The sequence below is a fragment of the Desulfovibrio intestinalis genome (genome assembly GCF_014202345.1).
In the GTDB taxonomy this organism is placed as follows: Bacteria; Desulfobacterota; Desulfovibrionia; order Desulfovibrionales; family Desulfovibrionaceae; genus Desulfovibrio; species Desulfovibrio intestinalis.
This window is the reverse complement of sequence record NZ_JACHGO010000006.1, coordinates 222858-244992: the sequence shown is the minus strand read 5'-3', so window position 1 is coordinate 244992 and position 22135 is coordinate 222858. Positions and strand designations below refer to the sequence as shown.

Here is a 22135-nt window from a genome sequence, read left to right as displayed (position 1 = left end):
TTGGCAGCAAAGTAAGACTAAAGGGCCGCCTCTCCGAGAACTTGTTTTCCGGCATGGAGTCTCGCCATAGCAGCGCGAAGTAAGAACAGGAGTTTTTTGGAGAGCGGGACGTAAAAGAGGGACCCTTATGCAAAAGAGTCCCTCCCCACAAAGCACTGTAGAATAAAATTGCGCTAAACTGCCGCGTCCAGCAACAGGTTGTCCCGGTGAATCACTTCGGGATAGTGGGCATCGCCAAGTATGGCGGCCACTTCATGCCGTTTGAGGCCCATGATCTTTTTGAGGTCAGGGGCACTGTAGTTGGAAAGGCCCACGCCAATGCTTTCGCCGTTGTGCAGTACCCTCACAAGGCCGCCGCACTGAAAGCCCCCCTCCACCGCACGCACGCCGCCGGGCAGCAGGCTGCCGCCCTTGTGCAGCAATGCCTTGGCTGCGCCGTCGTCCACATGCACGCTTCCCGCCGGGTCCGACTGATAGGCCAGCCAGAATTTGCGCCGGGCTATGGCGTGATGCGCGGGCCGCACCCAAGTGCCACGGTCAAAAGGCTCGTGGCCCGCTGGCACGGGGCATGCCCCGGCAGCGGCAAAAGCCCTGCTGATAACCCACGGCTCGCGCCCCGGCAGAATCAGGGTGGGCACGCCCAACTGGGCAGCACGGCGGGCGGCCAGCAGCTTGGAATACATGCCGCCGGTGCCTACAGATGTCTTGCCGCCGCACAGCTGGCCCAAATCCAGTGCCGCCACATCATCAATATGACCCAGAATCGGCGCGTCAGGGTATTTTTGCGGGTCTGCCGCCAAAACGCCCGACGAAGACGTGAGGTTGATGAAAAGATCAGCTTCCACCAGATTGACGAGCAGGCTGGCCAGACAGTCATTGTCGCCAAACTTCAGTTCGCTGATGGATACCGTATCGTTTTCATTAACAATGGGCAGCACGCTCCACTGCAAAAGCTCGGCAAAGGTGTTGCGGGCGTTCAGAAAACGCTGGCGGGCGCGCAGGTCGTCGCGTGTGAGCAGCACCTGCGCCGTGGGCATACCGTGGGACAAAAAGACTTTGTCCCACGTCTGCATGAGCTGCCCCTGACCAACGGCTGCGGCAGCCTGACGAGCCGCCAGCCCCGTGGTTTCCACCGCGCGGCCCCGGCTGGACAAGGCAGCACGCCCCGCAGCCACTGCGCCGGACGAAACCAGTACCAGACGGCGCGCCCCATGAGCTGAAGCAGCGGCGTCTGGCGCGGCAGATGATGCCGTCTGCCCCACTTCGTGCGTTGGGCATGACGGTGCAGCTTGATCTGACGGCCTTGGCGGGCTTTGAGGGTTTGGCTGACAAGGCACGTCGCCAACCAGCGGCATGTCGCGCAGGGCCGCAAGCTGGGCGGCAAGGCCTTCCAGCACAGTGATGTTGAGTCCCTTGGCGTCGGCCAGTACGGCGCTGCCCACCTTGACTACAATAACACGGGCCTGGGCAAGAACGCGTGCGCGTTCCTGCTGCCAGCTTTCGCCTTGTCCTGCCTCTGCATGCCCGCTTTGGGGCTGCTCGCGCAGGTCGGCTTCTGAACCCGCGCCCTCATGGCGCTGCCTGCTCATATCCGCTCCACAACCAAGTTATTCCTTGGTATAGATGACTTCTATTTCGGGAAATTCCTCTTCTTCCAGCTGGCTCAGGGTTTCAAGCCGGATCAGAGGTTCGTTGCGCGTGGTGGCCTCGCAAACCTGCCACAGTTCTTCCACCAGCGGTTCAATATCAATACCATCGCGGGCCGATATGAAGAACACCTGACGTCCGTCGGCCTTGGCGCGCTCCTTGAGGGTTTCAAGCCGCTCGGGACTGACGAGGTCGATCTTGTTGACCACCTCGATCTGCTTGCGTTCGCCAAGTTCGGCGTCAAAGCGGCGCAACTCCTCGTTGACCAGCGTAAATCCGGCCCAGGGGTCTTCGTCGCCCACATCTTCGATGCTGAGAATGTGCACCAGAAAACGTGTGCGCTCCACATGCTTGAGAAAACGCAGGCCCAGGCCCTGTCCTTCGTGCGCGCCTTCAATGAGACCGGGGATATCCGCCACAACCATACGCCTGTCCGGGTCCACTTCATCAATCATGACGCCCAGGTTTGGGGTCAGGGTGGTGAAGGGATAGGGCGCAATTTTGGGGCGCGCCGCCGAAACCTGCGTGATGAAGGTGGACTTGCCAGCGTTGGGCAGGCCGATAAGGCCCGCGTCTGCCAAAATTTTCAGCTCAAGACGCAGATTCAGTTCCTCGCCGGGTTCGCCGGGCTGCGAAAAACGCGGAGCACGCATGGTTGAAGACTTGAAGTGCTCGTTGCCCTTGCCGCCACGACCGCCCTGCGCCACCTGCACCAGTGCTTCAGGGTCGCTCAGGTCGGCCAGCAGCACTTCCTGTCCTTCGGTGCCTTCACCGTAAACAAGAGTGCCCACGGGCAGGTTCAGCACAAGGTCTTCGCCCTTGCGGCCATCGCACTGGCTGCCCTCGCCGGGGCGTCCATTTTGCGCCTCGTAAAGGCGCTTGAGACGAAAGTCGTACAGGGAAAGCAGACGGTTGTCTGCCTTAAGGTATATAGAACCACCGTCGCCGCCGTTGCCGCCGTCCGGGCCGCCACGAGGCACAAATTTTTCGCGCCGGAACGACAGGCAACCGTGCCCGCCCTTGCCAGCACGCACCTGAATTCTGGCTTCATCAACAAATCGCATGCTCTATCCTCTGGCCCAATGGCTTTCAGGCCTACTGTTATATGTGCGTGTAAAACGCCTGCCTGACGCTAAGGTCATTGGCCCTGCATGCATCCGACGGCACAGTAAAAAGCCGTCCTGAACGCTGTCACTTCTTTGGAGCAATGACACACGAAAAGTGTATTCTCTACGCTTTCAAGGCTTCTAGGGCAGAGTACCTTTGAAATACTTCACATTGCAAAGGCGGCATTCTGCCTAAAATATATTTGCCTGCATTCGCGGCGCGGCGCGGCATGGCACGTTGCATTCTCATACAGCGTAGAGCATTGAAACTTTTTCAAATTTAAATGCTCCTGCATGGCGTTGCCCGCGCACCTTGCCGCATACGCCTTTCACTCTAGCCCAGCTACACCGGGCAGAACGAAACAGCGTTGCATTGTGCAAACCAAAACGCAAGCCTGCCCCTGCGGCCTGCAAAAAACCACAGCGCGGTCTGGCGAAGCCCGGTTGCAGCGCTTTTCTGCTTACGTCACAGCAAAGCAAGCTTGCTTCGCTCCTGCTTCAGCAGCACTATACCTTGAAAGTATACGTCGACACAAACACCGAAAGGGAAGAAGCCTTGCGGCCCCTTCCCTTGTCGGCAAATCCCACGCGGCCGCGTTAGTTAGCGGCCGCCTCCACATGCACACGCGTAAGAACGCGGCGTTTGCGGATATACTTTTCAAAGCGCACCACGCCGTCAATCTTGGCGAACAGGGTAAAGTCCCTGCCCATGCCCACGTTGACGCCGGGGAACACGGTGGTGCCCAACTGGCGCACCAGAATATTGCCGGCAAGAACGACCTGTCCGCCGAAGCGTTTGACGCCGCGTCTTTGGCCTGCACTGTCGCGGCCGTTACGCGAAGAGCCGCCTGCTTTTTTATGAGCCATGATAGCCTCCTGGTGCGCTGAATATAAAATTCAGCTGGGCGAATAAATTTTTGCTCACCGGACAACTGCAAACCTTGCGGTCGACGGTTGCCGGACATCGGGGCGTTCGCCCTCACGCCCGCCGAACCTTTTAATAAAGGTTCTAGCCGTTGATGCTCTTAACGCGAATGGTGGTGAAGTCCTGACGATGACCGCGCATCTTGCGCGAGTCATTGCGGCGCCAGCGCTTGAAGACCTTGATCTTCGGGCCGCGCCCGTGATCCACCACTTCCGCCGTAACAGCGGCCCCGGCAAGATAGGGTGCGCCGACTTTGCATTCAGCGCCACCGACCATCAGCACCTTGTCCAGGGAAATTTCGCTTCCGGCCTGAGCCGCGAGCTTTTCCACAACGATTTTGGAACCTTCTTCAACGCGGTACTGTTTTCCGCCGGTTTCGATAATCGCGTACATAATATGAACCTCCAAAAAGAGAAAGGCATATTTGCCCCATTGCACGGCAAATGTCAAGCGCCTTCCGCAATTTTCCCGGCAAGGACGCGCCGCCTCCGCCAAAGGCGGGGCATGCAGCCGCACGGCGCTTGTACAACAAGCCGCTCTCCGGCACAAGTAAAATCTCCCGATAAGTCCGTCAGATGCCCTTCCCGCGACAAAATCAGCAGCTTTTCCTGATAGTTTTCCTTGGCATACAGCTCATGCACTGCTATATTTTTCAGCGATGAACAATATCCTTACCCTTCAGATTGAAAGCCTGACGCACGACGGACGCGGCCTTGCACGCGCACACGGCCAGAGCACCACGTCGTCGACAGCTACTGCTAAACAGACCGCCGCAGGCCGCACCCATAATCAGGGCACCGTGATCTTTGTTACAGGCGGCTTACCCGGTCAGACCGTACGCGCCCGCGTTACCCGCCGCAAATCCAGCTTTGTTGAAGCTGAAGCGCTTGAGGTTGTGCAGCCAGCCCGTCACGCGACGCCCGCTATCTGCTCCCACCACGGGCAGTGTGGCGGTTGCCCGCTGCAAACCATGCCCTATGAGACGCAGCTTCACTGGAAACGCCGCATCGCGCTGGACGCAATGATCCGCATTGGCGGCATGGAGGCCGAGCAGGTCGACAGCCTGTTCACCAAGGTGTTGCCTTCGCCCGCCATGCGCCAATACCGCAATAAGGTGGAACTGGCCTTTGGCGGAGGCGGCGACGAGCCTTTGACTCTTGGCATGCGCCGTCGCAACGGACGTGGCGTAATCCCTGTGCCGCACTGCTCCCTCATGTCGCCCGAAGCGCGAGCCATATCGGCCATGATGGTTGAGCTGGCCGCAGAAAGCGGCCTGCCCGCGCACAAGCCGCAGGACGAAGCCCGCTACAGACTGAACAGCCATAATGGTGAAGAAAGTGGCGACCACGAGCATCAGGCTGCCCACGCGTTAAGCTTTGAGAGGTCAGAAGACTCTGCTGCGCCTGCCCGCCGTACTCGACATGGCTTGCGGTCGCCCGCTGCCCGCCGCCCCGGTGCCGCCGGGCAGGCTCAGGACAGTGGTTTTTGGCGCTTCCTTGTGCTGCGCCGCGGCCTGGATGCCGACTTGCGCGGCCCCCGCTGGTGGGCCCTGTGCATCACAAGCCCAGGCAGGCCGGAGGTGCAGGCAAAGGTGCAGGCCCTCGGGCAAAAACTGCTCAAGGCTTTTCCGCAACTGGCTGGCTTTGTTCACGAAGAACGCGCCAGCGAGGACGCCCTGGCTCAAGGGCAAAAGCGGGTTGTAGCCCTTGGCAGGGATGGTGCGCGTGATCCGTCCGCATCGCGGTTGTGGCTGCCCCTTGGCGGCGAACATTTCTGTTTGGATGTCGCGTCCTTCTTTCAGATCAATACCGCCTCGGCTCAACTGCTGGCCGACACGGCGCTGGGCATGTTTGAACGGCATGTGCCGCAAACCAGCCCTGCCCTGCTGGATCTGTACTGCGGCGTTGGAGCCCCCGGCCTGCTGCTTGGCCGCCGCTGCGGACGCCTGCTCGGTCTGGAACAGGACGCAAGAGCCGTGACTCTGGCGCGGGCCAACGCCGCCCGTATGGGCCTTGCTCAGTGTACCTACGAAGCGGGCGACGCTGCGCTGCGCCTGGACAAGCTTGCTCCAACACAGGAAAATTACTGGACCCAAACAGAGCACTGGGACGCCGTTTTGGTGGATCCGCCCCGCGCCGGACTTGCGCCGCGCGCGCTCAACGCCCTGCTGCGGCTCAATCCGCATACTATAATGTATATATCATGCAATCCGGCCACCCTGGCCCGAGATGCCGCTCGCCTGCGCGGCGCATACAGGCTGGTGGAAATGACAGCGGTAGACCTTTTTCCGCATACCCCGCATGTGGAGTGCCTAACCCTCTGGCAAAGCCTGTAAATGCGTGGGACCTGCATCTTTCCACGCGGAAGTCATTGACGTGACGCCGAGGCTGTGATAATTTACACAGCGTTGGGGCTCTTGACACTACCGTCCTTAACGCGCCATTAGTATGCAGATATTGCAGTCTGTTATGAGCAATGCCGCAGCGAGGAGGTCGCATGTCATTCAAGGACTTTCTGAAACAGCAGCAAAGCGGCCTTGAGGCAATGGCAAACACCGGGGTTATTGGCCTGCACTTGGTCAGCGGCCCGGCAGTTGGCTTTGCCATAGGCTACGGCATTGACTACTGGTTGCACACGAGCCCTTGGGGCAAACTGATTTTTCTTTTTATTGGCATTGCTGCGGGATTTCTGAATGTCTATCGCGACACCAAGGCACTGCTGAGAAAAATTGACCGGCAGGACTCGTTGCGCAAAGGCCTTGCGCAACAGCCCGAGAGCCCGCCCCCGCCTTCAGGCGAACAGGGCAAGACGGAGAACCGTGGCAGACAAGAAGAACATGATACACAGCCTTGACGCATGGTTATGGCGGCGCGGCATTGACCACCCCGCTGTACGCGTTATGGTGCGCAACGAAATTTTGCTCACCGCTCTGGTTCTTCTGCTTGGGGCCGCGCTTTTTACCGTAGCGCCCTGGGTTCTCTGGTTTGGGGTTGGCCTGGCTATTATGGCCTGGACTTTCTGGGGGCTGGCGCGTTTTTTTCTGCGCCGGGGGCTGGGTGACTACAGCACGGCTTTTTTACGCATAGTCTTGATTCGCTGGGTTGGCAGACTTGTGTTGGTGGGGGGCATCCTATATGTATCCCTCATCATTTATCAGGCGCCAGTGTTCGCCCTTGTTGGCGGCATGCTGGCAGGCGGCATGTGCGCCCTTGTGAGCTTTGCGCTTGCAGCGCGCGCCATCAGGCGCAGCGCGCAGTAGAGCATACGCCACAGCCGCCGGGATACACACAAATTTTTGGGGAATGGCCTTAGGGCTTTACATCAACGCAGCGCTTCGGCGCGCATCGACCAGGAGGCAGGGCTCATGGCAGGTGGTTTGCCGCATCCGGTATTGCTCTCCACATTTATGGGCATGGACGAGATCACCATCGGTGGACAGATGGTGGAGTTCAAGCATGTGTTCTACTCCTGGGTCTGTATGGCCCTCCTCTTTACTGTGGCCTGCATTATGCGCAGACGACTGACGCTGGTGCCGGGCGGCCTTCAAAACTTCTTTGAGGCCTTGATAGACACAGTTGAGAATTTCATTATTGCCACAATGGGTGAGCACGGGCGTAAGTTCGTCCCCCTGCTGGCGGGCATTTTCATCTACATTTTCGGCATGAACCTTATGGGTCTGGTGCCCGGTTTCGACGCACCTACGGCCAACCTCAACACCACGGTCTGCATGGCACTTTTTGTGCTGGTATTCTACAATGCCGTGGGTCTTATCCGCTGGAAAACGCACTACATCCATCACTTCACCGGGCCTTCGAAATTCCTTATTCCGCTGATGTTCCCGCTGGAAGTGGTGTCGCACCTTTCACGTCCGGTTTCTCTCTCCCTCCGTCTTTTCGGTAACATCCGGGGTGAAGAAATCGTTATGGTGCTGTTCTTCGTCATGGCGCCCATTCTGGGCACCCTGCCCATCTACGCGCTTTTCCTTCTGGGCAAGACCATGCAGGCCTTTGTGTTCTTCATGTTGACCATGTTCTACATCAAGGGCGCTCTTGAAGCCCCTGAACACTAGACTTGCGCATGGGCGGCCTGCCGCCCCCGCTCTGGCATGACCAGCGGCGGCGTCTCTTCGCCGGACGTAAAAATGGCGCAGCATAACGGGGAATGGTCGGTAACGACCCAACAATACAACAGTGCAAGGAGTGTCTCATGCGTAAACTTCTGATGATCGCCCTGAACACCGTGGCTCTTCTGGGTATGGCCAGCATGGCTTTCGCCGCCAACCAGCTTGACGCCTCGGCCCTTGGCTACACCTGCCTCGCCGCCGCCCTTGGCATCGGCATCGCCGCCTTCGGTTGCGGCATCGGCATGGGCCTGGGTCTGAAGGGCGCCTGCGAAGGCGTTGCCCGCAACCCTGACGTGAGCGGCAAGATCACCGGTACCATGATTTTGGCCTTTGCCTTTATCGAATCTCTGGCCATTTACGCTCTGGTTATCAGCTTCATTCTGCTGTACGCCAACCCCTACGCGTAGGGCTGGATCAGTTTTGTAAAAAAAGGAGGCTTCGGCCTCCTTTTTTATTTGCAGCAAGCGCTTCACAGCCGCTTCAAACTCAGCCGGATACTGGCTGAGTTTTTTTGCAATATGCCGCAACGTAAAAACCTGCGCATCCCTTTTTTATAGACGCTACCCTGATTTCATAGACCTGTCCCCCGCTGCCAATAACATCTCTGCTGCCGCTTGCGCCTGCCTTTTGAGGCAGAGTAGCTTTGAAATGCATGACATTTCAAAGTGTAAATGCGCTCCCCACCGCGTTTAACCGCGCGAATAAATAGCTATGCTGCACTGCTCAAGCCTTTGCTGCAGCAAGCGACGGATAAAGATAGCACGGAGTTACGCGAAAATCTTGCCAAAAGAGCCATTAGCGTTATCTGTAAGCCGCCAACAGCGTACGCCCCCGAAAGGCGTACGGATGGCAATACGATTGCATGTAACATGCGGCGTCGTGCCTGTGCTGGCTTCAAGCGTAATTTCCTGCGATACAACACTTGAAGCTTCCGCAGTGGTCCTGTTCTGCTCCGTAAGGCTGGTTCGCCAAGGTTCAGACAAGCCCGGCGGGCATTTGCCCACGCAGCCCCTCAGTCTTTCGGCGCTGCAATGCTCAGCAAGCGTCGATAGCATCATGCCCGAACCTTCAGGGGTGCAGCTTCAAAGGTTTCGCTTAAAAAATTTCACAAAAATATGTTTGCTTGTGCGATTGGGCGCACAGAAGCTGTACCCAAATAGCGGCACAATTTTTTGCTGCTCTGTCAGACACAGTATAATTGATTGGCGCGTTGAATGCGAAATCTGAAAATAAGCAACTGAGAAAATTGCAAGCCAAGAGGGATGAGCACTGCCCGACGCCTAAAAAAATTAAAAATCACACCGTCAGGGCTAATATGTTGCGGCAACTATAATCACGTTCAACCCAAAAGACATACAATCAGTATTTTCAGGACCATATACTTTTTTTGTTGAACTCGGCATATTATGGGGCTTGGGACTTAACCTTTGTCCCCTTTTATAGTATCATTTCATTCACAAAAATTCTTTTTGTAACATGCTCCGAAGAAGGGCCTTTTAACAGCCTGCATGCGAGTAAAAACTCCAATGATGGCCAGCTTAATATGCTGTAATAAAAAGAGAATGAAAAAATCTGATTACAGGCGACACACTGGCTATCCTATTACTATCTCACTGTGTGGCAGAGTCCGTCAATGGTTGTGTACCCAACTTATTAACGCTAAGTTGGTTTGAACATTGCCACGGCATAGAATTAAGTATATTTTATATGCTGTTGGAAGTAGCAAAGACTATAAACGGTCCAGCTTGCACATTTGCTGTTTTTTGATAGATACTTTCTTTCACGAGACGACATCTTCCCGTTGACAAGCTCGCGGCTTTCCAGAAGGTAAATTATGGCTAACCAACCGAAAAGTAAACATATTCCTCGCGCAACCATTCAGCGCCTCGCCACTTATGTGCAGGTGCTTGAAAACTTCTCGCGCGATAATGTGGAGGTTATTTCCTCCAATCCCCTGGCCGAAGCCTGCGGGGTCAACGGATCACAAGTGCGCAAAGATCTTGCCTATTTTGGTGAGTTTGGTATTCGCGGCGTGGGGTATCATGTAAAATCCCTTATTGCTGCCATCACCTCTTCTCTTGGTGTTGACCGCGAATGGCGCATGGCCCTCATCGGCGTTGGCAACCTGGGTAAGGCAATCCTGAACCACAGCGAATTTCGTGCTCGCGGCTTCAACATTGTCGGCATCTTCGACTGCGACCCCTTCAAGATCGGCGAAATTGTGCACGGCCTTGAAGTGCACTGCACCCGCGATCTCAAGGATATGGTGTCTGATCTCAACATTGAAATCGGCATCATCACCACGCCCCCTGAAAGAGCGCAAAGGGCCGCACAACACCTCATGGACGCTGGCATCACCTCCATTCTGAACTTCGCGCCAGCCCGCATCAAGGTGCCGGAACGCATCAATGTGGAGTATGTGGACTTTTTCCACCACCTCTACTCTCTTGCATTCAATCATCCCATGACCCGATAGGACGCCAGCTTTGGCACCACAACAATGCCGTACAACATGGCCAGGACGTTGTTATGACGCCCTGGCTTTTTTGACACGCCTTGTCCCCCCGCGCGCTGGCTGCACGGGCCGAGATCTTGGGGCCTGCCTGCCCTGCTACGGCCCTGCGGGCATATGCCTTGGCCTGACGCTTACCCTGCCCAGCTGGCTTTTCTGGCTTTTGCTACAGCAGCATCCGCAAGCGGTTCCCCTGCTATGCGCCGCTTTAGCCGCGTGGCTCTGGATGGGGCTTGAAGTCTGGAGCACCCGCAGCCTGCACTGGGACGGCCTGGCAGATCTGGGGGATGCCTGCGGCAGTGGCGCGCAGGGCGAACGCTTTTGGGCCATAATGAAAGACAGCCGCCTGGGCGCGTTCGGCGCGTTGCACCTTTTGCTGGCTTTTGGCGGCATGTGGCTTGTGGTGTGCTGGCATATTTACGGCGGCCAGTGGCTCTGGCTTGTGGTGGCCCCGGCCTGGGGCCGCGTTTGCGCTCTCTGGCTGGCGGCATCCGCCCCGCCCCGCGACAAAGAATCCCTGGGCGGACTCACCTGTGCTGGTGCAAGCCCTGCGCTGACCCGGCGGTATGCCCTGGCTGCCCTGCTGGTGCTGGTTGCGCTGGCGCTATTTGCGCAGCACCCCTGGTGGCGCGTGGCCGTGACGGCGCTAGGCCAGTACATTCTGATACGCCGCATGGCGGCTTTCGCGCGCAGCAAGGGCGGAATTTCCGGTGATTTTCTTGGCGCGGGCATCCAGTGGGGACAGTTGTGGTTTCTGGCAAGTACGGTGTAGAATAGATACAGTTCATTTGCCCGGACAACTAAGGAGGAATCCATGAATTTCAGAGAATTGGCGGAAAACGCGCGCACTTGCCGCCGTTTTGAAGAAAACCAGCCTTTGACTATGGCAGATCTGGAATGGCTTGTGGATTGCGCCCGTTTGGCGCCTTCGGCCAAAAACGCGCAGGATCTGCGCTTCAGCCTTGTGGCCCAAGGCGAAACCTGCCAAAAGCTGTTTCCCCTCACTCGTTGGGCAGGGGCTCTCAAGGATTGGGGCGGCCCGCACCCTGGCGAACGCCCCACAGGCTTTATTGCCATTCTTATGCCCCAGGGCGGCACAGAACTGACATTCTACGACGTGGGCATTGCCGCCCAGACCATTCAGCTGGCTGCCAGCAGCCGAAACTGGGGCTGCTGCATCATCAAATCCTTCGACCATCAGGCCGTGCCCGATCTTTTACAAGTGCCCGCTGATCTCAAGGTGGCGCTGGTGCTGGGTCTGGGCGTTGCCAAAGAAAAACGCGTTGTCGCCCCTATGCCCGCTGACGGGTCTTTTGGCTACTGGCGCGATGCGCAGAGCGTGCATCATGTGCCCAAGCGCGCCCTTGAAGATCTGATCGCAAGCCGTTTCTAGAGCATTTCAACCCGAAATGTTCTGGTGGCTGCGTGGGCAGGCACCCGCCGTGGAGGCGTATTCGTAACTTCGGCAGTTGCTTCAGCCGTTACGCCACAGAGAGCTACGGCTGAAGCAACTGCTGCCGTAAAAACTGCGCTGCTATTTTTGCTGGCGTAACCGCCGTAGCTAATGCTCCGTAACTGTTCAGAATATAAATGCGCTAGGAGCTGTTTCTGGATAAATGATTTTGCGCCAATGGCAAGGAAAAAAGCTCTTTTACGAGATGAGTGTGTTTTTGCGGTACATGACGGGAGTAAAAAATAGCCTTTTGAGCAGCCAATTGGGCAAAAAAATTATTTAGAAACAGCCCCTGGAGCAAATGAGCTTTTTCAAGGTTCGCATGCTGTAAGCCCAAAGCGCTCCAGCTACATAACGATCAGCATTTATTTGCCAGGGAGCATAAAAAGCACGAGGGCTGCCCCACTACTGGCAGCCCTCGTTTTGTACGCCTTGTGTCTTGCAGTACTATCCGTTCAGTTAAGCCCGGACCCTGACACTAGCAGCCGGTGCATGCATGCCACGAAATGCTGCACAATGGCGCTTGGTTGACACATCACACTGCAAGGCACACGCCACGACGTACAAATTCAATCCGGTTAGAATGTGCATAAAGTACGTGGCCTGATGCGCCAGGGGCCTCCACCCGGCGCATCAGGCTCCACTGCCGCACAGGCAAAGAACGCCAATTTGGCCTTTGCCTCCTTCCTTGGCATTATACAAGGCCTTGTCCGCGGTCTTGTAAAAATCATCATAGCTGTGCCGGCCTGTCTGGCTGAAAGCCACACCCGCGCATACTTTTACGAACACGCCCTGCACAAGAGGTTTTTGCAGTTTGGCGGCGACCCTTTCATAAATCTTTATAACCCTCTCCACTGGAAGATTTTGCGCAAACACGGCGAACTCGTCCCCGCCGAGGCGAAAAATTACATCCTCCTTGCGAAAGACCTCGCGCAGCACCCCGGCAAACGCCGTGAGCACTGTATCGCCTGTGGAGTGTCCAGCGGAATCATTGATGTTTTTAAAATCGTCCAGGTCAAAGATGAACATGGCGGCGCGTGTTGGGTCGGCTTCATCAACGTTGCCAAGTTTGAGAGTAATAAGACTCTCCCCAGCAGCCCTGTTGTAAATGCCGCATAGCGAGTCTTTTTCTGCCCGAAAAAGCAGGTCGTCGCGCTCTTTTACGCGGTCATGCGCATCCTTCAAAAACCCGATAATACATATTTCACCTGAATGGGGCTCAACATAGCCTATAGCGGTCAGGCTGTGCCACGTATACGGCCCGTTGAGCTCAACACGCGCGCGCACTTCGCATGTGCAGTCACCCACGCCGAACCGGATCAGGTTCACGGCTTCCTTGATTTTTTCGTCCTGCCCAGGAGCGAAAAGCCCCTGCTGAAAAAGGCCTTCCGGCACTCTACGCGCCTTGAACAGATCGCCATGGCTTGCCAGGCTTTCTTCAAGGTTCGTAACGGCGAGGGTAACCGGGTCAATCTGAAAAACCATATCCACAGCGCTGTGTAAAAGGGCTTCCAGCTTTTGCCGGTTTCTGTCGAGCTCGTTTTCAAGCAATACCCGTTCGGACACATCCTGAAACAGGCATGTACAGTAGCCGTACTGCGGCTGGTGACAGGTCACCATAAGATGCCGCCCTTGCACCGGCCAGAAATCTGTAATTTTCTGTACACGTCCCTGATAGGCTGTCTCCCAGAAGGTACCGAGCCATTGGGTAAAGTTGATTGAGGAGTTATTGAGCGAAGTGCCAATGAATTTTTCTTTCGGGGTGTCGAAAAGGCAAAAAAGCGCATCGTTGCCATAAACAGGCACCAAATCGTACGGTTTACCCATAATATCGAGGTCAACTCGTACAACTGCGATGGCCTGTGGCAGACCCTGTAGAAAATCCAGATGTTGGCCCTTCTCAAATCCCTTGTTTGAGGAGGCGGACTGAGCGCGCCTGTCAGGCTGTTGGCTGGGGGAATTCATGATGAAATCCCGCGCGCATGACGTAATCGGTTCCATATATTCCCCACGGGTTTGGGGGCATGATTGTGCATTCCAATCTGCACGCCCGGCAATACTCTAAACAATCTATATACAATTTCAGATATAAGAAACACAGCCAACCATGTCAATAATTTTTACCCCAAAAAGTGGAATAAAAAAGCTTTTCTTATCAATAAGATATAATATTAGATTATACAATATTAAAATAGTTTCCTGATTTCATCATGGTTCTGGTCAACCTGACTCGGGGATACGCCCTCTGCCGCTGTGTAACTTTGTGAAAGCAGAGGTTCAAAATTTATGATGTCCCGGTGCGAGGATTGAGCACAGCAATAAAACAAGGCTCCTTCAGCAATGCCAAAGGAGCCTTGATACATCTGACCACAGATGGGCTGTGCATAAAAGAATTACGCCCCGCCGTACCGCAAAAGCCACTGATTAAAAATTTCAGCCAGTATGCCATCTCCGTGTGCGTACGCCGCGCGCCTGGCCTGCTGTACCCGCACTTTTGAGGCAGAAGATTTTTCCTCTGCCCCAGTGGCAGTTGCGGCAGTTGCCGATGCCCCAAAAGCTGCCCGCAGCGATGCGGCGCTTTGCGGTCCTTCAACCCTGCTGGTGAGAGTCAGCAGCCGTTCACGAGAATCAGCATCTCCAAAAAACATGGCGCAACGGGTGGCGCACAGCAGGGCTTCACACAAATTCCCCTGCGCTTCAATCATGTCCATAAGCCGATACCAGCCGCCTCGCCAAAGAGGTTCCTGCTCAAGCAACTTGCGGCAGATTTCTTCATTCTGCGGCTGCGCATCAAAATCTTCGTTGCGTGCGGTTTCCCGCGCCTCTGGCAGGGCCAGCCACAGGTCGAGGTCCGGCCCCATTTCAAGCTGATAGCCATCCAGAGCCGCCAGCGTGTGCAAGTCTGGCCTCAGATTTTTCCCTTGGCGGCGCATGAGCAGCTCACCGTTGAAGGTGTTGTGATCAAAGCGGCCCGGCGTCTGGCTGGTATGGTGGACAACAACGCTGTTTCCCGCCACGGCGAGCTTATGGCCCCGCGCGCGCAGTTCGCAGCACAGATCCATATCTTCAAAACCGTTGCGGTATTCTTCAAAAAAGCCGCCGCAGTCCATAAACGCGCTTTTGCGCAGCAGCATGGCCGCCCCGGTTATGGCCTGGAGCGGATGTTTTTTGCGGGGCGCAGGGTGCCCGGCGGGAAAGCCATCATAAAGATGGCCCACAGCCATAAAGGGCGTAAAGTAGATGCCGCAGTGCTGCACCGTGCCATTGGGATAGAGCAGCAATGGCCCCACCGCCCCTACCCGGGGCTGCTCCAGCGCTTGCCGCAAGGGCGGCAGCCAGCCTGGCGTCATCGTGGTATCATTATTCAAAAAAAGGAGCAGATCGCCGCCACTTGCTTTGGCTCCAGCATTACACCCTTTGGCGAACCCCTGATTGTCAGACAGGCGCACACGGCAAAAATCCGCACCGAACAAAGCATTGCCCAGCGGCTCAAGTTCAGTGGCCGTGGCGTCAGTGGAGCCGTTGTCCACAACCACCACTTCCACATTTTCGTCTTGCGTATGCTCGGCCAAAGAGCGCAGGCAGGCGGCGGTCATCTGCCAGAGGTTCCAGGCGGGAATAATGATGGAAACCCTGGCCGTGCTACTCATGACTGCCGCTCCTGACGTGTGCAGCGAAATCGCTGGCGGCAGTCACAAAACTCTCTGCCCAGCCTTGCGCTGCCGGACCAAAAATGTGGGTGTAGGAGGCCCAGACATTACGGAACACAAGGCCATCAACCTTTTGCGGTTCTGACTCGCTGCCCGCATTCTGCTTTTCGGACACAGGGGGCAGCCCCATGCCCTGCCCCTTGCGCAGTTGCATGGCCCAACGCGGTGAGGGCTGGCGGCTCTGCCCCGGAGCCGTAAGCTCCTGAGGGTCTGCCACTGCGTCCGTCAGCTGCTCCGCCGTCTCTTCCCACCGGCAATGGGAGTAATGAAATTCGTGACCGCGCAATTCCGTTTGAAGCGGGAAAAAAGGATTTTCGCCAGTGATCCTGCCGCGCACATAGCCAAGGCCTTGCGGTTTGGGACAAAACACCGCCGTCACCGGAAGAATGCCCCCCATTGGCCACAGCTTGCCCTGACGTTCAATACCGCGCGAAAGCACCATAAATCCGCCGCATTCCGCATAGATGGGCATGCCTTGCTCCGCCCACTGCGCCAGTTGCCGCAGCGTGGGCGAGGCGCTCAAGGCCTCCACATGGTCTTCGGGAAAACCGCCGCCCAAATACAGGGCATCAATCTGCGGCCAGTCAGATTTCGTATGGTCGCCGTCCGCGCCGTCCAGCAGGGAAAGACGCACAAGCTCGGCCCCTGCGCGGCGCAGAGCTTCAAGATTTTCCTCATAATAAAACCACAGGGCGGCGTCACGCACATAACCGATGCGCGGCTTGCGCTTTTCAACTGATTCCGGGCCGCTCATGCCTGTGGCTTGGCCGGATGCCTGAAGAGTCACAGCATCCACGTCACGCCTCTGCTTCACTGCCGCAGAAGGGTCGGTATTCTCACTGGGTTCCGGCCAGAAAGGCTCGGCGTCGAGGTCTGGAGCGCTTTCGGCGGCGGCCAGAATACGGTCCATATCCACATGCCCGCTCACAAAGGCCGCCAGCGTATCCAGCACCTGCTGCGCCTGCGGCGAAAGATCATCCCCGCAGGAGGCTATGCCCATGTGCCGCTCAGGCAGCGGATTTTCGGCCAGCCGGGGCAGAGCGCCGAGCACGGGCACATCCGTGTGTTCTTCCAAAGCCTGCCGCAATATGCGCTCATGCCGCGCCGAACCCACCTGATTGAGCACCACGCCCGCAAAGGAAATGCCAGGCTCAAAAGTCAGCATACCGCGTACCAGAGCTGCCGCGGTGCGCGTCATCTTGGTGCAGTCCACACTAATAATCACAGGGCACGACAGTATGCGCGACAATTCGGCTGTGGAGCATGAGCCGTGCGCGTCCATGCCGTCGAAAAATCCCCGGTTGCCCTCCAGCAAACCAAGCAACCGACCGGACTGAGAAGCTGGATCGCCGCATCCGCAGCCATTGGCCTGTCTGGCGGCAGCAACCCGCATGGTGTGAACAAAAAGCGCGCGCAAACGCGGCGCTTCAAGAAAATAGGGATCAAGATTGGCGGCGGGCAGACCTGCGGCCAGACGCAGCCATGCCGCGTCAATATAGTCCGGCCCTTTCTTGAAGGGTTGCACCGTGACACCACGCAGGGAAAAAGCGCGGCACAAACCCAGGGAAAGCAATGTTTTACCGCCACCGCCCGAAAGGGCAGTCACGCAAAGCCGGGGCAAAAAGGTCGGCAGAATGGCGGTATGGGGCGTGGTTACTTGACTCATGACGCTCCGCGTGGTGATCGGGCCAGATCGAGGCAGTAAGGTTGCAGACCAGGTGTGCGGAAAAACTGCTGTCAGGCGGTTTCAGGATGAAGGGATTCTGGCGCAGCAAAAAACAGATGCCAACCGGACACTTCAATCCATAAAGTTGCGGCGCTATGTAGTAAGACCGCATTGCTGGCATGCGTTTGCCACTCAGAAAAGCGATCTTTATCCATTGAGGATGCGCACGCGCAGGCGCGCATCCTCAATGGCCATTCTATCCGGGCGCTGTCTAGTGCTTGAAAGAGCGCTGCCCCGTGTACACCATAGCCACCTGCGGGCTGGCCTCATTGCAGGCCATGATTACTTCCGCATCGCGCATGGAGCCTCCGGGCTGCGCAATGGCAGTAACGCCCTGCGCCAAAGCCACGTCCACGCCGTCACGGAAGGGGAAGAAGCCGTCAGACACCAGGGCCGAACCAGCAAGGCCGCCGTGGGTCTCCTCAGTGCGCCGCTCGATGTCGGCCAGCTTTTCCGCCATATCCGCGTCCTGCGCTGCCTTGAGCTTGAGCTCGTACAAGGTCATGCCCAGCTCACGGAAAGCCAGCGTATCCGCATACTTGGTATGCGCCTTGTGGATGGCAAGCTCCACGCAGCCCACACGGTCCTGCTCGCCCGTGCCAATGGCAAGGGTTGCACCGTCGCGCACAAAAATGACCGAATTGGAAGTAACCCCGGCCTCCACGGCCCAGGCAAAGCGCAGGTCGTCAAGTTCCGCCGGGCTGGGCGCACGCGCCGCCACGGAAAGCCCTTCCTTGGTGGTGGCTGTGGCTGGCAGAAAATCCTTGCCGGAAAGTATGCGGTTCACAAAGGACTTCTGTACCACAATGCCGCCGTCGGCCAGACTCTTGATGTCAAGAAAGGCCGAAGAGGTCAGTTCTTCCAGCCGGCCAAGGCCAGGCAATTCCATAATGCGCAAATTTTTGCGGCCCTTGAGTATCTCAACCGCGCCCTCTTCAAAAGCCGGGGCAGCCACCACTTCAAAATAGTTGGCAGCCACAATTTCTGCGGCTTCACGGGTGAAGGGACGGTTGACCACCACAGCCCCGCCAAAGGCGGCGATGCGGTCGCACCAGAACGCCTTGTCAAGGGCAGCGGCCACGCCGTCCTTGCTCCAGGCCGCGCCGCAAGGATTGTTGTGCTTTAAAATGATGGCCGCAGGGCGGTCAGCGAGGTACTGAAGAATATTGGCGCCGTTGTCCACATCCGTCAGATTGGTTTTGCCAGGGTGTTTGCCCGCCTGGATCATCTGCTCTTCGGTCATGGCAGAAACAATGCCGTGTCCGGGGCCGCGCCACTGGAGACCGCCACAGGTGATGGAACCTTCTTTCAGGGCATAGAGAGCTGCGGGCTGATCGGGGTTTTCCCCGTAGCGCAGGCCTTTTTCCTCGCCATCCAGCGTCCAGACGCGCTTTTGAAAGACGAGTTTTTCATCACCAAGAATAATGGTCATGGTTTCGGGAAAAGCGTCCTTGCGGACGGTGCTGTACATGGCCTTGAGATCCGACATGCGTGCCTCCAGATGTTCGCTGGTCAGGTGAGGGCTTTGCATAGCACAGAATGCCCCGCGCCACCAGACCCAAGGCAGCCGCCCGGCGGCTGTTGGCACGCGTTGACGAAAGTTGAACCAGGCCCTACATTGCCTTGTCGCCCACGGGGCGCAAAACGCGGACCGCAGCTTGCTGCCACTGGCCCGCATCAGGGGAGGATATATGGAAAAATTGCTTGCCCGGCTGGCACAGCAACTGGATACTATTGACGAAGCGTCGCTTATGTCGCTGTGGAGCAAGTACGCCACCACAACCAGCCGCTTTGAACCTACCAAAAGATGGGAAGAGGCAACCCTTATCTTTTCTCTCATCCAGGCCAAGCGCTGGAAAAATCAGCTCTTCAACTTTCACTGGTCGCGTCAGAGCCAGGGACAGGAAGGGCTTGATCCGCAATTGCCCAACCTCGCTCCCGACTTTGCCCTTGAAACGCCGCAAGAACCTGCGCCCGCACAACGTTGCAGGGTTCTGGAGTTCCGCCCCCTCAAGCAAGACAGCGAAAGTGGCGAAAACGACGAAAATTAGGGAAGCACTGATTAAAGAGCTCCTGAAAACGCGCAGTTATTTCGGTTGGCAAGGCACGGCCTTTCTTTGAAGCAGGAGTGGACACTTCCGTCCTCGACTGTTTCAAAAAAAGCGAAGCAACGCCGCCAAACTGAATAAATCAGCGTTTTCCTGAGGAATTTCAGCGCTGAGTACGGTTACACGGCAAGGCGAGCAAACCGAACCGTCCGCTGGTATGCAACGGGCGGCCTGTTTACAAACACGGATTTCGCGCGCTATCGTCCTTGAAATACAAAATATTTCAGGCAATCGAATCTCAGCCAGTATCTACATAAAGTCCGGCTACGCCCTGCCCTTGCCGCCAACAACCCTGGCGCATGAGCATGCCCCTGCGCAAAGATCGCTGCGAGCCCGATTTCAATCCAGCATGAACATTTGACTTGTATTTGCATACGAGATAGGTACCATGAAAGGCTTTGCGTCCCGTTTTTGGCACGTTGACAAAGCGTTCATTTGTTGCGTCCAAAGGCGCACAACGCTTCCTTCATGACAGCACGCCGCCCCGGCCGCGGCGTTTCAGGCAGGTAATATCATGGCTAATACGGTCATCATCGGCGCACAGTGGGGCGACGAAGGCAAGGGCAAAATCGTTGACATGCTGAGCGCCCAGAGCCGGGCCATTGTCCGTTTTCAAGGCGGCAACAATGCCGGGCACACCATCAAGGTTCAGGGCGAAGAAACCATTCTGCACCTCATTCCCTCCGGCATTCTGCATGACGGCAAGATGTGCCTCATCGGCAATGGCGTAGTGCTCGACCCCTTTGTGTTCCTTGAAGAAGTGGACCATCTGGCTGCCAAGGGCATTGACGTTTCTCCGGCCAGGCTTGGCATCAGTAAAAAGGCCCACCTCATCATGGCCTACCACAAGAGCCTGGACAAAGCCCGCGAAGCCAAGCGCGCCGCCCACAAAATCGGCACTACCGGACGCGGCATCGGCCCCTGTTACGAAGACAAGGCCGCGCGCGTGGGCCTGCGGGCTGGCGATTTGGCCAATCCTGCCCTGCTGCGCGCCAAAGTGGCGCATGCCCTGCAGGAAAAGAACACCCTGCTGCGCGATCTGTACAAATTTGATCCCCTGGACGAAGCCGCCGTTTGTGAAGAACTGCTGGCGCTGGCTCCGCGTCTTGTGCCCTATCTGACTGAAGTGGAAGACAGGCTTCAGGAAATTCAGGCGGAAGGCGGCGACATTCTTTTTGAAGGCGCTCAGGGCATTCACCTGGATATCGACCACGGCACCTACCCCTTTGTGACTTCCTCCAATACCGTCGCGGGCAATGCCTCCGCCGGTTGCGGCGTTGGCCCTTCAAGCCTCGACCGCGTGGTGGGCATCGTCAAAGCCTACACCACCCGCGTGGGCTCCGGCCCCTTCCCCACCGAGCAGCTTGACGATACGGGCAGCTACCTGCGCACCCAGGGTCACGAATTCGGCGCAACCACGGGCCGCCCCCGCCGCTGCGGCTGGCTGGACGCCGTTGTGCTGCGTGAAAGCGTGCGCCTGTGCGGCATGACAGACATTGCCCTGACCAAACTGGACGTGCTGCAGAATCTTCCCGGCCTGCGCATCTGCGTGGCCTATGAGCATGAAGGGCGCAAGCTCGACTACATGCCGCAGGAAGAAGGCGCTCTGGAAAAAGTCACCCCGATTTATGAAGATCTGCCCGGCTTTGAAGAAGACATCACCGGGTGCACCCGCTTTGACGACCTGCCCGAAACCGTGCGCTCCTACATTGCCCGCATCGAAGAGCTTGTGGGCGTGAAGGTGAGCCTGGTTTCCGTGGGCGCCGAGCGCAAGCAGACCATCGTGCGCTAAGGCGCACCTGCCGTGCGCCTATGAACGCGCCACTGCTACAGGCTATTGCCGATCCGGCTTTTGACCGCCTCAAGGAAGTTCTGAACCGCCTTGGGGCGGCTCCGCCTCAGGTATTGCTGTTTGAAGGCGGCAGCGAGTTCCAGCGGCGCGATATGGCTCTTTACTGGGCTGCGCGCATCAATTGCCCGCAGGCCGCCGCCACAGGCTCCCCCTGCCTTGCGTGCCCGTCCTGCCTGCAAACGGCTGCGGGCGAGCATCTGGACCTTGCGGCCTACGACGGACGCATTAGTAACCGCGAAGACGAAGAAAATCCCGGCCCCGTACGCGCCTTTAATATGGAGCGCGTGCGGGAGCTCAAAAGCCGCCTGCGCGATGCGCCGCACGGCTCTGGCCGCAGGGTGGTTGTGCTCTCTGGCCTGAGCCTTACCCGCGACGAAGCCGCCAATGCCTTGCTCAAGGCGCTTGAAGAACCTTCCGCCACCACAGTGTTTGTACTGCTTGCCCCCCAGCGCGAGCAGCTTCTGCCTACCCTGGTTTCCCGTTCTTTCTGTCTCACTCTCCCCTGGCCCGACAGCCACGGCGTAGATGACGACATGCGCCCGTGGGAAGAAAAGCTGGCGCACTTCCTGTTGAGCGGCCAGGGACTTCTTGACGCTCTTGCAGCCAAAGGAGCCTTGGACGCCACAGGAGCGGCGCGTCTCATGCTTGGTTGCCAGAAAGCCATAAACCGTATAATATCAAAACCGATACCTGATAACGTATCCTCACCACTCGACGCAGCTCTGGCTACTCTACGGCCACAAGGTCTGGCACTGGTCTGCCAGTGGCTCGCCGAAGCACAGGACGCCCTGCAATACGGGTTGACCCCTGCGCGTGTGGTTGAGGCGCTGGCCGCGCGCATTTACGCGTTGCGGCTGCGGGGTGGCAGTTAAGACGGTAACTGTTCGAAAGCCGAAACTGGCGCTGTAATGTATGCGCCCGGCATTTGCGGTTGGCGCGTGGTCACAGGTCTTTGCCGAATTATGGGCATAGC

At 57.2% G+C, this 22135-nt stretch carries 19 protein-coding genes; 11 read left to right on the top strand and 8 right to left on the bottom strand.

Translation table 11 applies throughout. The annotated features are described in order from the left end of the window. Nucleotides 1–173: 173 nt before the first annotated feature. The 4 genes from proB to rplU form a co-directional block, all read right to left on the bottom strand. Nucleotides 174–1589, bottom strand: a complete 1416-nt coding sequence (gene proB, locus HNQ38_RS10890; RefSeq protein ID WP_183720598.1) for a glutamate 5-kinase — start codon at nucleotides 1587–1589, stop codon at nucleotides 174–176. Nucleotides 1590–1607: 18 nt separating this feature from the next. Then, nucleotides 1608–2711: a GTPase ObgE gene (obgE, locus tag HNQ38_RS10885; RefSeq protein WP_183720595.1), complete on the bottom strand. Its 1104-nt coding sequence runs from the start codon at nucleotides 2709–2711 to the stop codon at nucleotides 1608–1610. A 639-nt stretch (nucleotides 2712–3350) separates the two neighbouring features. Next, the gene (gene rpmA / locus HNQ38_RS10880; RefSeq protein WP_183720592.1) at nucleotides 3351–3620 is read right to left on the bottom strand and encodes a 50S ribosomal protein L27; all 270 of its coding nucleotides are present in this window, start codon (nucleotides 3618–3620) and stop codon (nucleotides 3351–3353) included. A 142-nt stretch (nucleotides 3621–3762) separates the two neighbouring features. Then, complete coding sequence (gene rplU, locus HNQ38_RS10875; protein ID WP_015939251.1) at nucleotides 3763–4071, bottom strand: 50S ribosomal protein L21; 309 nt, start codon at nucleotides 4069–4071, stop codon at nucleotides 3763–3765. A gap of 265 nt (nucleotides 4072–4336) precedes the next feature. Between rplU and HNQ38_RS10870 the strand changes: the two genes are divergently transcribed. The 8 genes from HNQ38_RS10870 to HNQ38_RS10835 all read left to right on the top strand — a co-directional run bounded on the left by HNQ38_RS10870 (nucleotide 4337) and on the right by HNQ38_RS10835 (nucleotide 11706). Next, nucleotides 4337–6013 carry a class I SAM-dependent RNA methyltransferase gene (locus tag HNQ38_RS10870; protein ID WP_183720589.1) on the top strand — a complete coding sequence of 559 codons (1677 nt, stop codon included), beginning with the start codon at nucleotides 4337–4339 and terminating at the stop codon, nucleotides 6011–6013. 161 nt (nucleotides 6014–6174) lie between these two features. Further along, complete coding sequence (locus HNQ38_RS10865) at nucleotides 6175–6531, top strand: AtpZ/AtpI family protein (protein WP_183720586.1); 357 nt, start codon at nucleotides 6175–6177, stop codon at nucleotides 6529–6531. Then, nucleotides 6497–6937: a hypothetical protein gene (locus HNQ38_RS10860; protein ID WP_343060163.1), complete on the top strand. Its 441-nt coding sequence runs from the start codon at nucleotides 6497–6499 to the stop codon at nucleotides 6935–6937. The genes HNQ38_RS10865 and HNQ38_RS10860 overlap by 35 nt, the downstream gene beginning before the upstream one ends. A gap of 105 nt (nucleotides 6938–7042) precedes the next feature. Then, entirely contained in the window at nucleotides 7043–7747 is a 705-nt protein-coding gene (gene atpB / locus HNQ38_RS10855; RefSeq protein WP_183720583.1) for a F0F1 ATP synthase subunit A, read from the top strand. A 137-nt stretch (nucleotides 7748–7884) separates the two neighbouring features. Further along, the gene (gene atpE, locus HNQ38_RS10850; protein WP_179980215.1) at nucleotides 7885–8208 is read left to right on the top strand and encodes an ATP synthase F0 subunit C; all 324 of its coding nucleotides are present in this window, start codon (nucleotides 7885–7887) and stop codon (nucleotides 8206–8208) included. Between the two features lie 1427 nt (nucleotides 8209–9635). Then, on the top strand, nucleotides 9636–10277 hold the full coding sequence (locus tag HNQ38_RS10845; protein ID WP_183720580.1) for a redox-sensing transcriptional repressor Rex: 642 nt from the start codon (nucleotides 9636–9638) through the stop codon (nucleotides 10275–10277). 10 nt (nucleotides 10278–10287) lie between these two features. After that, complete coding sequence (locus tag HNQ38_RS10840) at nucleotides 10288–11085, top strand: adenosylcobinamide-GDP ribazoletransferase (RefSeq protein ID WP_183720577.1); 798 nt, start codon at nucleotides 10288–10290, stop codon at nucleotides 11083–11085. 42 nt (nucleotides 11086–11127) lie between these two features. After that, a complete protein-coding gene (locus HNQ38_RS10835) occupies nucleotides 11128–11706 on the top strand; it encodes a nitroreductase family protein (protein ID WP_183720574.1) in 579 nt (192 codons plus the stop codon). A 693-nt stretch (nucleotides 11707–12399) separates the two neighbouring features. Here HNQ38_RS10835 and HNQ38_RS10830 read toward each other — a convergent pair. From HNQ38_RS10830 to HNQ38_RS10815, 4 genes are all read right to left on the bottom strand, one after another. Next, nucleotides 12400–13731 (bottom strand): GGDEF domain-containing protein, encoded by a 1332-nt coding sequence (locus tag HNQ38_RS10830; protein ID WP_183720572.1) that lies wholly within the window; start codon nucleotides 13729–13731, stop codon nucleotides 12400–12402. Between the two features lie 428 nt (nucleotides 13732–14159). Next, the gene (locus tag HNQ38_RS10825) at nucleotides 14160–15416 is read right to left on the bottom strand and encodes a glycosyltransferase family 2 protein (RefSeq protein WP_183720569.1); all 1257 of its coding nucleotides are present in this window, start codon (nucleotides 15414–15416) and stop codon (nucleotides 14160–14162) included. Continuing rightward, the gene (locus tag HNQ38_RS10820; RefSeq protein ID WP_183720566.1) at nucleotides 15409–17142 is read right to left on the bottom strand and encodes a cobyrinic acid a,c-diamide synthase CobB; all 1734 of its coding nucleotides are present in this window, start codon (nucleotides 17140–17142) and stop codon (nucleotides 15409–15411) included. Before HNQ38_RS10820 ends, HNQ38_RS10825 begins: the two co-directional genes overlap by 8 nt. 271 nt (nucleotides 17143–17413) lie before the next feature. After that, the gene (locus HNQ38_RS10815) at nucleotides 17414–18691 is read right to left on the bottom strand and encodes an IMP cyclohydrolase (protein ID WP_183720563.1); all 1278 of its coding nucleotides are present in this window, start codon (nucleotides 18689–18691) and stop codon (nucleotides 17414–17416) included. 202 nt (nucleotides 18692–18893) lie between these two features. Between HNQ38_RS10815 and HNQ38_RS10810 the strand changes: the two genes are divergently transcribed. The 3 genes from HNQ38_RS10810 to HNQ38_RS10800 all read left to right on the top strand — a co-directional run bounded on the left by HNQ38_RS10810 (nucleotide 18894) and on the right by HNQ38_RS10800 (nucleotide 22034). Continuing rightward, entirely contained in the window at nucleotides 18894–19253 is a 360-nt protein-coding gene (locus HNQ38_RS10810) for a hypothetical protein (protein WP_183720560.1), read from the top strand. A 571-nt stretch (nucleotides 19254–19824) separates the two neighbouring features. Further along, nucleotides 19825–21102 (top strand): adenylosuccinate synthase, encoded by a 1278-nt coding sequence (locus HNQ38_RS10805; protein ID WP_183720557.1) that lies wholly within the window; start codon nucleotides 19825–19827, stop codon nucleotides 21100–21102. Between the two features lie 20 nt (nucleotides 21103–21122). Then, nucleotides 21123–22034, top strand: a complete 912-nt coding sequence (locus HNQ38_RS10800) for a DNA polymerase III subunit delta' (RefSeq protein ID WP_183720554.1) — start codon at nucleotides 21123–21125, stop codon at nucleotides 22032–22034. Nucleotides 22035–22135: the final 101 nt, after the last annotated feature.

Bases quoted from the DNA above. Each gene is read 5' to 3' on its own strand.
- obgE (WP_183720595.1), bottom strand. From the start codon at position 2,711: ATGCGATTTGTTGATGAAGCCAGAATTCAGGTGCGTGCTGGCAAGGGC.
- HNQ38_RS10820 (WP_183720566.1), bottom strand. From the start codon at position 17,142: ATGAGTCAAGTAACCACGCCCCATACCGCCATTCTGCCGACCTTTTTG.
- rplU (WP_015939251.1), bottom strand. From the start codon at position 4,071: ATGTACGCGATTATCGAAACCGGCGGAAAACAGTACCGCGTTGAAGAA.
- HNQ38_RS10815 (WP_183720563.1), bottom strand. From the start codon at position 18,691: ATGTCGGATCTCAAGGCCATGTACAGCACCGTCCGCAAGGACGCTTTT.
- HNQ38_RS10825 (WP_183720569.1), bottom strand. From the start codon at position 15,416: ATGAGTAGCACGGCCAGGGTTTCCATCATTATTCCCGCCTGGAACCTC.
- HNQ38_RS10835 (WP_183720574.1), top strand. From the start codon at position 11,128: ATGAATTTCAGAGAATTGGCGGAAAACGCGCGCACTTGCCGCCGTTTT.
- rpmA (WP_183720592.1), bottom strand. From the start codon at position 3,620: ATGGCTCATAAAAAAGCAGGCGGCTCTTCGCGTAACGGCCGCGACAGT.
- HNQ38_RS10865 (WP_183720586.1), top strand. From the start codon at position 6,175: ATGTCATTCAAGGACTTTCTGAAACAGCAGCAAAGCGGCCTTGAGGCA.
- proB (WP_183720598.1), bottom strand. From the start codon at position 1,589: ATGAGCAGGCAGCGCCATGAGGGCGCGGGTTCAGAAGCCGACCTGCGC.
- atpB (WP_183720583.1), top strand. From the start codon at position 7,043: ATGGCAGGTGGTTTGCCGCATCCGGTATTGCTCTCCACATTTATGGGC.
- atpE (WP_179980215.1), top strand. From the start codon at position 7,885: ATGCGTAAACTTCTGATGATCGCCCTGAACACCGTGGCTCTTCTGGGT.
- HNQ38_RS10870 (WP_183720589.1), top strand. From the start codon at position 4,337: ATGAACAATATCCTTACCCTTCAGATTGAAAGCCTGACGCACGACGGA.
- HNQ38_RS10800 (WP_183720554.1), top strand. From the start codon at position 21,123: ATGAACGCGCCACTGCTACAGGCTATTGCCGATCCGGCTTTTGACCGC.
- HNQ38_RS10830 (WP_183720572.1), bottom strand. From the start codon at position 13,731: ATGAATTCCCCCAGCCAACAGCCTGACAGGCGCGCTCAGTCCGCCTCC.
- HNQ38_RS10805 (WP_183720557.1), top strand. From the start codon at position 19,825: ATGGCTAATACGGTCATCATCGGCGCACAGTGGGGCGACGAAGGCAAG.
- HNQ38_RS10845 (WP_183720580.1), top strand. From the start codon at position 9,636: ATGGCTAACCAACCGAAAAGTAAACATATTCCTCGCGCAACCATTCAG.
- HNQ38_RS10810 (WP_183720560.1), top strand. From the start codon at position 18,894: ATGGAAAAATTGCTTGCCCGGCTGGCACAGCAACTGGATACTATTGAC.